Raw genomic sequence first — 13373 nt, 5'->3', positions numbered from 1 at the left:
AGTCTTCTGCGATTAACGGAGACAAACGCGCATAAACGAAGTGCGAACCGGCGGTAAGTGCTGATAACGCTATCGGCGCGGCAAAAACAAAAAGCCACCCGAAGAAGGCTTCGGGTGGCTTTTGAACAGCAGTCAGAGCAAAGGCGCCGTAACCGGCGCGCGCTGCTCCTAGTCCACCGCGCCCTTACGGCTTGCGCTGCGGCGCTCGTGTTCCTTCAGGTAGCGCTTGCGCAGACGGATGGATTGCGGCGTGACCTCGACCAGTTCGTCGTCGTCGATAAACTCGACCGCGTATTCCAGCGACATCTGGATCGGCGGCACGAGGCGCACGGCTTCGTCCGTACCCGACGAACGCACGTTGGTGAGCTGCTTGCCCTTGATGGGGTTCACGACCAGGTCGTTGTCACGGCTATGAATGCCGATGATCATGCCTTCATACAGCGGCTCGCCCGGCGACACGAACATACGGCCGCGGTCCTGCAGCTTCCACAGCGCGTAAGCGACTGCGGCGCCGTCGTCCTGCGAAATCAGCACGCCGTTGCGGCGCTCGCCGACCGCGCCTTCCTTGACCGGCTGATACGAGTCGAACGTGTGGCTCATCAGGCCCGTACCACGCGTGAGCGTCAGGAATTCCGACTGGAAGCCGATCAGGCCACGCGCCGAAATACGATACTCGAGACGCGTGCGGCCACGGCCGTCCGACGCCATGTCGAGCATTTCGCCCTTGCGGCGGCCCAACTCTTCCATCACGCCGCCCTGGTGCGCGTCTTCCATGTCGACGGTCAGGTTTTCGTACGGCTCGTGCTTCACGCCGTCGATTTCCTGCATCACCACGCGCGGACGCGACACGGCCAGCTCATAGCCTTCGCGACGCATGTTTTCCACGAGAATGGTCAGGTGCAGTTCGCCGCGGCCCGCCACTTCGAACGTGGTTTCGTCGCCGGTTTCTTTCACGCGCAGCGCGACGTTGTGGTTCAGTTCCTTCATCAGGCGGTCGCGAATCTGACGGCTCGTGACGAACTTTCCTTCACGGCCAGCCAGCGGCGACGAATTGACGAGGAAGTTCATGGTCAGCGTCGGTTCGTCGACGGTGATCATGGGCAGCGCTTCCGGCTGTTCCGGCGAGCAGATGGTCACGCCGATGCCGATTTCCTCGATACCGTTGATCAGCACGATGTCGCCCGCTTCCGCCGACTCGACCTGCACGCGCTCGAGACCCTTGAACGACAGCACCTGGTTGATCTTGCGGTTCAGAATCGCGCCGTCCGGACCCGAACGCACGGCGACGGCCATGCCCGGCTTGATGCGGCCACGCGTGATGCGGCCCACGCCGATACGGCCGACATACGACGAGTAGTCGAGCGACGTGATCTGCAATTGCAGCGGGCCTTCCGGGTCGGCTGCGCGCACCGGCACGTGCTTGAGCACGGCTTCGAACAGCGGGCGCATGTCGCCTTCGCGCACGTCCGGCGTGAGGCCGGCATAGCCGTTCAGGCCCGACGCGTAGACGATCGGGAAATCGAGCTGCTCGTCGGTCGCGCCGAGCTTGTCGAACAGGTCGAACGTCTGGTTGATCACCCAGTCGATACGCGCGCCCGGACGGTCAACCTTGTTGATCACGACGATCGGCTTCAGGCCGAGCGCCAGCGCCTTCTTGGTCACGAAGCGCGTTTGCGGCATCGGGCCTTCGACGGCGTCGACGAGCAGCAGCACGGAGTCGACCATCGACAGCACGCGCTCCACTTCACCGCCGAAGTCGGCGTGTCCCGGCGTGTCGACGATGTTGATGTGCGTGCCTTCGTATTCGACGGCGCAGTTCTTGGAAAGAATCGTGATGCCACGTTCTTTTTCGATGTCGTTCGAGTCCATCACGCGTTCGGCAATCTGCTGGTTGTCGCGGAACGTGGCGGTCTGACGGAGGAGCTGGTCGACGAGCGTGGTCTTGCCGTGGTCGACGTGGGCAATGATGGCGATGTTGCGTAGGGCGCGGGTCATAGGAACCTGGAGACAGTTGAGTGCGCCGCTTGCTCATGCCGCTTACCCCTGCCGCTTACCCTTCTATCAGAGCAATACGAGGACAAAATTACGACAAGCCCAAAGCGCACTTTTGGGAACCCAACATTATAGCACGCGATGGTGACGCTTTCTGGTATTCCCCGATAGCGGACGCCGCGGCGTGCCATTTGCAGCCCGCAACACTGACAGCGCACCTCATTTGCGCCTACGCAAAAACGCGCCGATTCCTTCTTGAGTGCGGAAAATTCCTTGCCTAAGCTGTAATAACCCTTGCCGCGTCAATCATCCGGCTCCTATAATCGTGCATAGTCAACCATTGCATTCGCACGAGAATCATGACGGAGCCGTCCTCAACACCCGCGCCGGAGATCAGCGAGTATCAGCTCGGCGAAAGCGTCGGCTACCTGCTCGCGCGAGTGAAGTCGACCATGTCGAACATGGTCACCCAGCGCAGCATGGCCGAACTGGGCATCACCAGTCAGCAGGGCAGCATCCTGTTCATGGTGGCGAGCGGCAAATGCGTGCTGGCGGCCGAACTGGCCCGCGAATACGGCATCGACGCAAGCGCCGTCACGAGGCTGATCGACCGGCTGGAAAAGCGCGGGTTGCTGACGCGGGTGCGCAGCAGCGAAGACCGGCGCGCCGTGCGGCTCGCGCTGACGCCGGAAGGCCACGCAATCGCGGCGAAGATGCCGAAGATTTTCACCAGCGTGCTGGATAGTCTGCTCTCCGGTTTCACCCCGGAAGAAGTGGGCTTCTTAAAGAGCATGCTGCGGCGAGCCCTGATCAATTCCGGCGAATGCACGGCATTTGCTCGCGATGCGGCAAGCAGCTCCGGCAACAAGACTTAAAAATTACTTGCAGCGTCCATCATTACATTCCACTCAAAGAGTCGAGCGATGAAATCCCTTTCCCTGTCCGCGCCCGCGTTTCCGCGCCGGGCCGCTGTCGCCGCCGCGGTGGCAGCGCTCGCCCTCGCGGGGTGCGCGAACTACTTCGGTGTCAAAAGCGACAAGCAGATCTCGTCGCCGGAGCAGTACGAGTCCACGCAGAGTCTGACGGGCCAGGGCGGCCAGTGGCCGTCGCTCGAGTGGGCGAACCAGTTTGGCGATCCCCAGTTGCCGAAGCTGATTGACGAAGCGCTGGAAGGCAATCCATCGATCGCGCAGGCGCAGGCGCGTCTCGCGAAGGCGTCGTCGTATATCGAAAGTTCGCGCTCGGCGCTCTATCCGAAGGTCAACGGCAGCTATTCGTGGACGCGCGAACTCTTCTCCGGCAACGCGCTCTACCCGCCTCCGTACGGTGGCACCTGGTATAGCGAAAACAACGTGCTGGCGAGCGCCTCGTGGGACCTCGACCTGTGGGGCAAGAACCGTCAGCGGCTCGGCCAGGCGGTGTCGCAGGAAAAGGCGGCTCAGGCGGACATGCAGCAGGCGCGCGTGACGCTCGCGGCCTCCGTGGCGAGCACCTATAACCAGCTTGCGCAGCTCTACGCGCTGCGCGACATCGCCGCGCGCGAGATCGAGAATCGCCAGGAAATCGGCCGGATCACGAATGGCCGCGTCGCCGCGGGCCTCGACACCAACGTCGAACGCCAGACCGCGACCGGCAATATCGCGACGAGCCAGTCGAACCTGACCGACCTCGACGGCCAGATCACCGTGGTGCGCTATCAGTTGGGCGCGCTGCTCGGCAAGGGGCCCGACCGCGGCCTGCAGATCGCGCAACCTGTGCTCGGCGCCGGCAACGCGGTGACCCTGCCCGACAATCTGCCGGCCGACCTGGTCGCGCGCCGCGCGGACATCGTGGCCGCACGCTGGCAGGTCGAAGCGGCGATGCACGACGTGAAGGAAGCGAAGGCCGAGTTTTTCCCCGATGTGAATCTCGCCGCCGCTTTCGGCTTCGACGCGTTCGGCTGGGGCCGCTTCCTGAAGGCCGGCAGCCGGCAGATACAGTTCGGCCCGGCGGTTCATCTGCCGATCTTCGACGCCGGCGCGCTGCGCTCGCAGTTGAAGGGCCGTTACGCCGACTTCGACCTGGACGTCGCGAATTACAACCAGACGCTGATCAATGCTTTGTCGGATGTAGCCACGCAAGTCTCGTCGATCCGCTCGATCGACCAGCAATCGGGCGACGCACAGCGCGCGCTCGACGCATCCACGAAGGCGTATCAGCTCGCCGTGATCCGCTACAAGGCCGGGTTGTCGCCGCAATTGCAGGTGCTGACCGCGGACCAGAACCGCCTCGCCGCCGAACAGACCGTGACCACGTTGAAGATGCGCCGCCGCGATCTGCAGATCGGTCTCGTCAAGGCGCTCGGCGGCGGTTTCGACGCGACGCAAACCGGGCTCGTGGTGCCTGGCGACGGACCCCAGCAAGCAGCCGCGCCGGCCGCCGCGGCAAGCGCCAGCGGCACCGCGGCCACCGCCACGACCACGGCTGCGGCTGCGAAGTAACAGCGCGGACCGCAACGGATCGACAGCAACAGACCACACACGAACATCCGAATAAACGACGACGTTAGAGAGAACCCGGAGCACATCAATGAGCACCCCCCAGCAGCCCGCGGCTAACAACCAGCCGGCACAGCCGAACAAGCCGGCGCAATCCGCGAACAACGGCAAACGCAAGCGCATGATGACGCTGCTCGTCATCGTGATCCTGATCGCCGCCATCGCCTACGGCCTGTACTACTTCCTCGTGGCGCGCTTTCACGAAGACACCGACGACGCCTACGTGAACGGCAACGTCGTGCAGATCACGCCGCAGGTCACCGGCACGGTCGTCGCGGTCAACGCCGACGACACCCAAACGGTCAAGGCCGGCGACCCGCTCGTCGTGCTCGATCCGGCCGACGCCCGCGTCGCGCTCGAACAGGCCGAAGCGAATCTCGCGCAGACGGTGCGCCAGGTGCGCGGCCTCTTCGCCGACGACAACCAGTACCAGGCTCAGGTCGCCCAGCGCCAGTCCGACCTGTCGCGTGCTCAGGACGACCTGAAGCGCCGCATGACCGTGGCTCAAACCGGCGCGGTGTCGCAGGAAGAAATTTCCCACGCACGCGACGCCGTGAAGAGCGCCCAGGCCGCCGTCGAGGCCGCCCAGCAACAACTCGCGTCGAACCGCGCGCTGACCGCGAACACGACGATCGCGAATCACCCGAACGTGCAGGCTTCTGCCGCGAAGGTCCGCGACGCGTATCTGAACAATGCGCGCAACACGCTGCCGGCACCGGTCACCGGCTATGTCGCGAAACGCTCGGTGCAGGTCGGACAGCGCGTCTCGCCGGGCACGCCGCTCATGGCGATCGTGCCGCTCGGCGCCGTCTGGGTCGACGCCAACTTCAAGGAAGTGCAGCTCAAGCACATGCGCATCGGCCAGCCGGTCGAACTGACCGCCGACGTGTACGGTTCGTCGGTCGTCTATCACGGCAAGGTGGTCGGCTTCTCGGCGGGCACGGGTTCGGCGTTTTCGCTGCTGCCCGCGCAGAACGCGACGGGCAACTGGATCAAGGTGGTGCAGCGCCTGCCGGTGCGTATCGCGCTCGATCCGCAGGAGCTTGAAAAGCATCCGCTGCGTATCGGCCTGTCGATGCAAGCCGACGTCAGCATCAAGGACGAGAACGGCGGCCAGCTCGGCAACGCGCAGAACACCGTCTATCAGACGAACGTGTTCGCGAAATACGGCGACGAAGCCGACGCCGAAATCGCCCGCATCATCGCGGAAAACGCAGGTCCGAACGCTGGCGCGCAGAAAGCCGTGCAGTCGGGAACCGGCAAGCCCGCGGCTGCGGCCGCAAAACTGATGTAAGCCGCGCGGCGACTCCTACAAGGCTTTTTGAATGGCTCAGGCTCAGGCGCAAGCCCCTCATCCGCCGCTCGAGGGGGCGCAACTGGTGATCGGCACCATCGCGGTGTCGCTCGCCGTTTTCATGAACGTGCTCGACACGTCGATCGCGAACGTCTCCATCCCGTCCATTTCCGGCGACCTCGGCGTGTCGGCCGATCAGGGCACGTGGGTGATCACGTCGTTCGCGGTCGCCAACGCGATCTCCGTGCCGCTGACCGGCTGGCTCACCGACCGCATCGGCCAGGTGCGGCTTTTCATGGCGTCGATCGTGCTGTTCGTGATCTCGTCATGGATGTGCGGCCTCGCGCCGACGCTGCCCTTCCTGCTCGCCTCGCGCGTGCTGCAAGGCGCGGTGGCCGGCCCGATGATTCCGCTGTCGCAAACGCTGCTGCTCGCGAGCTATCCGCGCGCGAAGGCGCCGATGGCGCTGTCGATGTGGGCAATGACCACGTTGATCGCGCCGGTCGCCGGCCCGATTCTCGGCGGCTGGATCTCGGACAACATTTCGTGGCCGTGGATTTTCTACGTCAACATTCCCGTCGGCGCCGTCGCCGCGGCCGCGACGTGGATGATCTTCCGCAACCGCGATTCCGTCGTGAAAAAGGCGCCGATCGACGGTGTCGGCCTGGGCCTGCTGATCTTGTGGGTCGGCTCGTTGCAGGTCATGCTCGACAAGGGCAAGGACCTCGACTGGTTTTCGTCGACCACGATCGTCGTGCTGGCGCTCGTCGCCGTGATCGCGCTCGCGTTTTTTATCGTGTGGGAATTGACGGCCGAGCATCCGGTGGTCGACCTCTCGCTCTTCAGCAAGCGCAATTTCACGGGCGGCACGGTCGCGCTGTCGATCGGCTACGGCCTTTACTTCGGCAATCTCGTGCTATTGCCGCTGTGGCTGCAAACCGACATCGGCTACACGGCGACCGACGCCGGTCTCGTGATGGCGCCCGTCGGACTGTTTGCCGTGCTGCTGTCGCCGATCACGGGCAAGGTCTTGCCACGCACCGATCCGCGCTACATCGCGACCCTGTCGTTCCTCGTGTTCGCGCTGTGCTTCTGGATGCGCTCGCGCTACACGACCGGCGTCGATACGTACTCGCTGCTGTTGCCCACGCTGATTCAGGGCATCGGCATGGCCGGGTTCTTCATTCCGCTCGTGTCGATCACGCTGTCGGGCTTGCCGGGCAACCGGATTCCGGCGGCCTCGGGCTTGTCGAACTTCGTGCGGATCATGTGCGGCGGCATCGGCACGTCGATCTTTCAGACGGCGTGGGACCATCGCTCTATCATGCATCATGCGCAACTGACCGAGCGCGCCAACGCCTACAACCCGGTCTTCGATCAGTCGATCCGGCAAATGGGCGCGGCGGGTTTCAGTCAACCGCAAGCGTATGGGCTCTTCAATTCGATGGCGACGCAACAGGCCGCGCAATTGGGCGTGAACGACCTGTTCTTCGTTTCGGCCGGCATCTTCGTCGCGCTGATTGCGCTGATCTGGATCACGAAGCCGGAAAGAGCCGGTGGCGATGCGGGCGCGGCTGCTGCGGCGGCGCATTGAGACGAGCAGACCAGACTGACAACCTGCTGCACCGGGCTGGCGCCACAGACGGATCAGGGCATGACGGGGGGATGGAAGGTCAACGTCCCCGCAAGAATCCACAGCATGAAGATCACGAGCGGAAGATGCACGATGAACTGGGTAAACGTGAAGCCCACCACGTCGCGAGCCCGCAATCCCAGCACGCCTAGCAACGGCAGCATCCAGAAAGGGTTGATCAAATTCGGCAACGCCTCCGCCGCGTTGTAGACGGTTACCGCCCAGCCCAGATGAACCTGCAGTTCCCTGGCTGCCGCGATCACGTACGGTGCCTCGATGATCCATTTCCCGCCACCTGACGGCACGAAGAATCCAAGGACGGCAGAGTAGATGCCCATCAGCGCCGGAAACGACGCATGCGACGACACTGCAACGAAGAAATGCGAAAGATGATCGGCCAACGGTAGTCCCGACGGCGCGGAGGCTTTCGTCAGCATGTACGCAATGCCTCCGTAGAGAGGAAACTGGATCAACACGCCAGCCACGGACGGCACCGATTTCGCCACGGCGTTCAGGAAGCGGCGGGGGCGCCAGTTCAACAGCATCCCGGCCAACAGGAACACGAAGTTGTAGGTATTGAGATTCGAGATCGCCAGCACCGGATTTTTCGCGGTGAATTCGTGCCATGCCCAAACAGAGCCGAGTGCGACGATCAGGATTGTGATCAACGGGCTGTACTCGAGCCAGTCGCCGGGGCGTGAAGGCGCTGCTACTTCGAGTTCCGCCTCGTTCAGCGAGATGCCCAGATGCTGCGCGGTTTTGGCGCGTTCGGTGCCCGGCGCAGAGAGATACGCGATCAAAAGCGATACGACGGTCAGAGCGGCGACTATCAGCAACGACTGGGGAAGAAAAATCGTTTCGGAGAACGGAATGACACCGGTGATCGCCAGCAGCGCTTTCGGCAAACTGTCCGGATTCGCCTGCAATTGCGATGCCGACGAACTCAATCCCAGCGCCCAGGTCGCGCCCATGCCGAGATAGGCGGCGGCACCCGCCGCTCGATAGTCCATACGGAGCCCGGTGCGACGAGCGAGCGCACGAACCAGCAGGCCGCTGAAGATCAGGCTGATCGCCCAGTTGAAAAGCGACGCCGAAATGCTGACCAGCGCGACGAATGCCACCGCAGACTTGCCGTTCGACGGCAAGCGGGCAAGCCATGCGATCAATTTGGCGGCAGGCGGAGATACCGCGACCACGTAGCCTGAAATGGCCACGATCGCCATCTGCATCGTAAAGGGAATCAGGCTCCAGAATCCGTCTCCGAAGGCAATGCCCACACGTTGTGCAGGCGCGCCCGTCGCCAGCGCGCCGACCGCGACGACGACAACCGCGATCGCCGCGAATATGTATGCGTCGGGAAACCACTTTTCCGACCAACGGGTCACTGCTGCGGCCATACGCTCGAGTCCGACTGCATCGTCGGCTGTCGAGGCTGCCAGGTCTTGCTGACGGTTCAATTCCTTCATCATGGTCTCCGACGCTTCGAGTGATTAAACATGCTGTTCATAAACCTGCACTGCCGCAGCCAGGTCTTCGAGTGCGGTCCCCACCGCTTTGAATACCGTGCGCTCGCTGCCGTCGAATCGCCCACCGACGTCGCCCCGGCACAGGGCCGCGAGCGTACCGTTCAGGTCCGCCGGCGAAATCACGTTGCGCGACAACGGCCCAATCAGGTCGCCGGACTTCTGCGGCGCCTCGTCCGTATCCACAAACACGCGTGCGTGGCGGAAACAATCGTCGTCAGCCTCGCGCATCTGCGGCGTGAAGCTTCCGATAAGATCGAGATGCGTTCCCGCTTTCAACCACGAGCCGCGTACGATCGACTCGGTGGCGAGCGTCGCGCAGCTCACGACATCCGCGCGCGCCACGCTGTCCGGCAGACTGGCGACAACGGCCGCATTGAAACCTTCGCCTCGCAGTTGCTGCACGAGTCGCGCGGCCGATTCCGGATAGATGTCCCAGACCTCGACATGCGTGATTGGGAGCTGGCTTCGATACGCTGACGGCACCAGGCTTGCCACGCGTCCGGCGCCCAACAGCACCATGTGCGAGGAGTCGTCGCGCGCCAGAAAGGTTGCAGCGAGTGCCGAGGCGGCGGCGGTCCGGCGTGAGGTGATTTCATTGCCGTCCATCTGCGCGAGTGGCTCACCCGTGCTGGCGTCGTACAGCACGTAAGTCGAGTGCAAGCCGGGCATTCCGCGGCCCTGGTTACCGGGGAAAATGTTCACGGTCTTGATGCCGAGATATCCGTCCGCCTCCCACGCCGGCATGATCAATACGGTGCCGCTATTGCCGTCGCCGCTATTGATCGTGTGCGAGTGCCGGAGTGGAACCTCACACCCCTTGATGAACGCCTTCTTCAGCGACGGAATCAGCGTGGCGAAGTCCAGCGCTTCGCGTGTCGCTGGCGTGTCGAAAAATTTCATGCTCGATTTGGCTCCTCGTGGGTCATTCACGCTTCAATGGAAATATCAGTGGCCGGGATCGCCTGGCAGGCGAGGCACATATCGGCTTCATCCGGCCCATGCCCCGTCATATGCGACACCTTGCCCGCCAGGACCTTGACGGCACAGCTCTCGCATTGCCCGACCCGGCAGCCGCTCGGCATGCTGATGCCGAGGCTCTCGCCGAAGCTGAGCAGGCTTCCCCGTTCGGGTGCCCATTCCGCCTTGATCCGCGACCGCCGGAATTCGACGGCGAAGCGCTGTGATGGATCGAGGGCCGGCTTTGACGGAGACCGAAAGGCCTCGCTGAAGATATCGAACGGCGGTACGCCGCGCTCGACGAGGCCTGCCGTGATGGCGTTCATCATCGGCTCCGGGCCGCATAAATAGAATCGCGCGCGGTGCTGTATCAATGCGTCGTCCACGACGTCCGCAGTGAGGTAGCCCTGCATCTCGAAGTCGCGTCCGAGTACTTCGTCGCGCGGCTGGTTATAGCAATTCACGACCTTGAGCGTTGGCAACGCACGCTGCAATTGCGCAATTCGTTTCCGGAACGCATGAGTCGAGCTATTGAGATTCGCGTAAAACAGCTGCGATTCAGGCGCTTGTGTGCCCAGTTCCCCGATCGTTTCCAGCCACGAAATGAAGGGCGTTATTCCAATCCCACCCGCGAATATGACGACCGGTCGCTTCGAAGCCGGCGGTACGACGAAGGTGCCGCTGGGGGCTTGAAGCAAGACCCTGTGTCCAACTGCCAACTCGCGATGAATATGCGAGGACATGACGCCCTCGAACTGCTCACCATCGGCACTTCGGCCTCGCTGATGGCGCACGGAGATCGAGTATGTCCGGCGATCGCTTTCAATCGCATGGCCAGTGAGCGAATAGGCACGCGTCGTTCCTCCTTCGCACAACTCCGGAATATGGACCGTCACATGCTGTCCGGGCAGATAGTCGGGGAGCGGTCCACCGTCGGCTGCGCTGAACGTAACCGTGCGAACGCCTTCGGCTTCTCCATGTACGGCCGACACGACAAAGTCCCGGAATCCTTGCCATGCCCGTCGCGCTGGATCGACCGACGCGTCGAGCGTGACGTCGCATGGCACGGCACGAAGCGGCGACGAACCGCTCAGCGGATCGACAATGGCGCCGGACACGATGCTGTTGTAGTTACTGTTTGCGCTTCCCAGTGCCGCCGACGATTCCATGCCGATTTCGTCGCACGCCTGCCACCAGCCATACTCCGCGACTACGACATCCGGCGCGAGTTCGGGGACAACTCGCGCACGAAATCGCGCGGTGCCGTTGGTACTGGCGACGCGTATCCAGTCGCCGTCGACAATGCCCTTCACGGCCGCCAGATCGGCGCTCAGTTCCGCGACGGGATAAGGGGCACGGCGACGAAGGCTTGGCAGGCTACGATGCTGGCTGTGGCAGTAGTAGCCGTTCTTGAAGGAAGTGAGCGTATAGGGAAAGCGTCGACGCTCAGCTGCGCGTGCTACTTCTCCGCGGCTCGGCGGTACATAGTGAGGTACGGCCGGATAACCGTACCGATGCAGCTTCTCCGAATAGAACTCGACGCGCCGCGTTTCGGTCGCAAAGCCTCGCGGGCCATTCGGCGTGGCGCAAGCGTATTGCTTTTCCTGCTGCCTGAGCGGCCGGTAAATGCCTTCGGGATGTGAACGCAGCGTCGCGACGTCCAGGCCCAACGGTTCGAGAACATGGTTCCATCCTTTTTCGACGTCGCCACCGAAGAATTGATCCCCCATCCCGAGCCTGACCGCCAGATCCAGCACGATGTTGTAGTCCGCCCGGCTCTCCCCGCGAGGCGTCACCATCCGCTGCCGCAACTGGACCAATTCGACGGCCCGCTCATTGATCTCGAAGCCGAGACGCAGTCCTTCCCGTTCCCAAGGCGTATTGACCGGAAGGAGAATATCCGCATAGCGGGCGGATGGCGTTTCGAACAGGTCGCAATGGACATGAAAATCCAGTGCGCACAGCGCGTCCCGCGCCAATGCGCTGTCGGCTTGCGACATCACCATGTTGGTGCCGAACGCGACAAGCGCGCGCACCCGATAAGGCCTGGACTCGAGAATCGCACGATAAACGTCGCGCGCGGTCACCCATCCCTGGGACGGCGGACCGAGCGGTCGCTCGTCAAGTCCGAGCGCCTTTGTTCGCTGCTGAGGACTCAGCATGGCGTAATTACTGAGAGGATTTGCTGGCTGCTTCAGCAACTCGCGGTTTGAACCCTGCGTATCGAATGCACCTGTCAGTGCATACAGCGTAGCGATCGCCCGCTCCGTTTGCGTCGCGTTCGTATGTTGTCCCACGCCAGACCACGCGTGATAGGCAATGCGCTGGCGTGGGCTGAGCATCGCCGCCACGATTTCGATCGCCGAGGCGTCGACACCGGTGATTCTGCTCACGTGTTCGGGCGTGTAACCAGACAGCGCATCGCGGTACACCTCGAAAGCGGGCGTACACGTGACTTCTATCACCCGGCCCGTCAGGTCGAATACGCGAATCTGATACGAGGCTGAAATCGAAAGATCGGACGGCGACGTGCTCGCCTCCTCTCCGACGAGTTCGAGTCGATTGAGCGCGCCATTCCAGACCGCATATCGATTGTTCGACGACTCCGGATCGATGTCGCGCTCACGCAGAAAATATCCGCTATCACGACGAACCAGGAACGCGCCATTCGTCCACTCGCGGACAAATGTATCGTCGATATTTCCCGTCGCGATCATTTGCCGGGCAATTCCCATAGCAAGCGCGCCGTCCGTGCCTGGCTGCACGCGCAGCCATACATCCGCATCGCGCGCAAGCGCCGTGGGTCTCGGGTCCACGACAATCAGCTTTGCGCCGTTGCGCCGACCCGCTGCGATACTGTCCGCCTGGGCCAGCCACGTGTTGGCTGGATTCGTACCCCAAAGCACGATGACGTCGGAATTCCGGTAATCGGCCGTTGGCATGCCGCAACCGAACGTAAACACGTGCGCGAAATCCTTATGCCAGTTGCAGATCTCGGTTGCGTAGCAGATATTCGGACTCCCGAAAGACCACACGAATCGCTCCACCCAGTCGATGCTGTCGCTCATCGGCGTACCGCTCGGGGTGGTGACGCCGAACACCACCGATTCAGCGCCGTTTTCCCGCTTGACGTGCGCGAGCGTGGTCGCGATCTCGTCAAGGGCCTCGTCCCAGCTGATCCGTTTCCAGCGCGGATCGGCCGCCCCTTTTGGGGCAGTGCGGCGCATGGGATACAACACCCGGTCGGGGCTGTGTACGAGTTCCGGCGCGGCCTTGCCTTTCATGCACATCGCGTTGCCGGTCGGGTGCGTGTTGTCGGGACGAACCTTCAGCAACACGTCGCCGCGGACCGTATTGATCGTGCCGCATCTTGACCGGCATAACGTGCAGTACCCCTTCTTCTCCTGCGTCTCCATCATCGTTCCACTGTTTCC

General features: G+C 62.8%; 8 protein-coding genes. 4 read left to right on the top strand and 4 right to left on the bottom strand.

Features of this window, described 5'->3' with window-relative positions; genetic code table 11:
- Positions 1-168 precede the first annotated feature (168 nt).
- Positions 169-1995, bottom strand: a complete 1827-nt coding sequence (gene typA / locus C8K18_RS03990) for a translational GTPase TypA (RefSeq protein ID WP_107706698.1) — start codon at positions 1993-1995, stop codon at positions 169-171.
- Positions 1996-2351: 356 nt separating this feature from the next.
- Between typA and C8K18_RS03985 the strand changes: the two genes are divergently transcribed.
- The 4 genes from C8K18_RS03985 to C8K18_RS03970 all read left to right on the top strand — a co-directional run bounded on the left by C8K18_RS03985 (position 2352) and on the right by C8K18_RS03970 (position 7417).
- A complete protein-coding gene (locus C8K18_RS03985; protein WP_006050942.1) occupies positions 2352-2867 on the top strand; it encodes a MarR family winged helix-turn-helix transcriptional regulator in 516 nt (171 codons plus the stop codon).
- Positions 2868-2915: 48 nt separating this feature from the next.
- On the top strand, positions 2916-4472 hold the full coding sequence (locus C8K18_RS03980; protein WP_006050943.1) for an efflux transporter outer membrane subunit: 1557 nt from the start codon (positions 2916-2918) through the stop codon (positions 4470-4472).
- An 88-nt stretch (positions 4473-4560) separates the two neighbouring features.
- Complete coding sequence (locus C8K18_RS03975) at positions 4561-5823, top strand: EmrA/EmrK family multidrug efflux transporter periplasmic adaptor subunit (RefSeq protein WP_006050944.1); 1263 nt, start codon at positions 4561-4563, stop codon at positions 5821-5823.
- A gap of 31 nt (positions 5824-5854) precedes the next feature.
- Positions 5855-7417, top strand: coding sequence for a DHA2 family efflux MFS transporter permease subunit (locus C8K18_RS03970; RefSeq protein ID WP_006050945.1), 1563 nt, complete (start codon positions 5855-5857; stop codon positions 7415-7417).
- A gap of 53 nt (positions 7418-7470) precedes the next feature.
- On the opposite strand, the gene C8K18_RS03965 is transcribed toward C8K18_RS03970, so the two are convergent.
- From C8K18_RS03965 to C8K18_RS03955, 3 genes are read right to left on the bottom strand one after another with little or no spacing between them, the layout of a single operon-like run.
- On the bottom strand, positions 7471-8922 hold the full coding sequence (locus C8K18_RS03965; RefSeq protein WP_053859044.1) for a short-chain fatty acid transporter: 1452 nt from the start codon (positions 8920-8922) through the stop codon (positions 7471-7473).
- 24 nt (positions 8923-8946) lie between these two features.
- On the bottom strand, positions 8947-9882 hold the full coding sequence (locus C8K18_RS03960) for an ornithine cyclodeaminase family protein (RefSeq protein WP_107706697.1): 936 nt from the start codon (positions 9880-9882) through the stop codon (positions 8947-8949).
- A gap of 26 nt (positions 9883-9908) precedes the next feature.
- Positions 9909-13355, bottom strand: coding sequence for a molybdopterin-dependent oxidoreductase (locus C8K18_RS03955; RefSeq protein ID WP_107706821.1), 3447 nt, complete (start codon positions 13353-13355; stop codon positions 9909-9911).
- Positions 13356-13373: the final 18 nt, after the last annotated feature.

Origin of the sequence: Paraburkholderia sp. GV068 (assembly GCF_003058125.1) — a bacterium.
In the GTDB taxonomy this organism is placed as follows: Bacteria; Pseudomonadota; Gammaproteobacteria; order Burkholderiales; family Burkholderiaceae; genus Paraburkholderia; species Paraburkholderia graminis.
The sequence above is the reverse complement of the archived record's forward strand: the minus strand, read 5'-3'. Positions and strand labels throughout refer to the sequence as shown.

Bases quoted from the DNA above. Each gene is read 5' to 3' on its own strand.
- typA (WP_107706698.1), bottom strand. From the start codon at position 1,995: ATGACCCGCGCCCTACGCAACATCGCCATCATTGCCCACGTCGACCAC.
- C8K18_RS03985 (WP_006050942.1), top strand. From the start codon at position 2,352: ATGACGGAGCCGTCCTCAACACCCGCGCCGGAGATCAGCGAGTATCAG.
- C8K18_RS03980 (WP_006050943.1), top strand. From the start codon at position 2,916: ATGAAATCCCTTTCCCTGTCCGCGCCCGCGTTTCCGCGCCGGGCCGCT.
- C8K18_RS03975 (WP_006050944.1), top strand. From the start codon at position 4,561: ATGAGCACCCCCCAGCAGCCCGCGGCTAACAACCAGCCGGCACAGCCG.
- C8K18_RS03970 (WP_006050945.1), top strand. From the start codon at position 5,855: ATGGCTCAGGCTCAGGCGCAAGCCCCTCATCCGCCGCTCGAGGGGGCG.
- C8K18_RS03965 (WP_053859044.1), bottom strand. From the start codon at position 8,922: ATGAAGGAATTGAACCGTCAGCAAGACCTGGCAGCCTCGACAGCCGAC.
- C8K18_RS03960 (WP_107706697.1), bottom strand. From the start codon at position 9,882: ATGAAATTTTTCGACACGCCAGCGACACGCGAAGCGCTGGACTTCGCC.
- C8K18_RS03955 (WP_107706821.1), bottom strand. From the start codon at position 13,355: ATGGAGACGCAGGAGAAGAAGGGGTACTGCACGTTATGCCGGTCAAGA.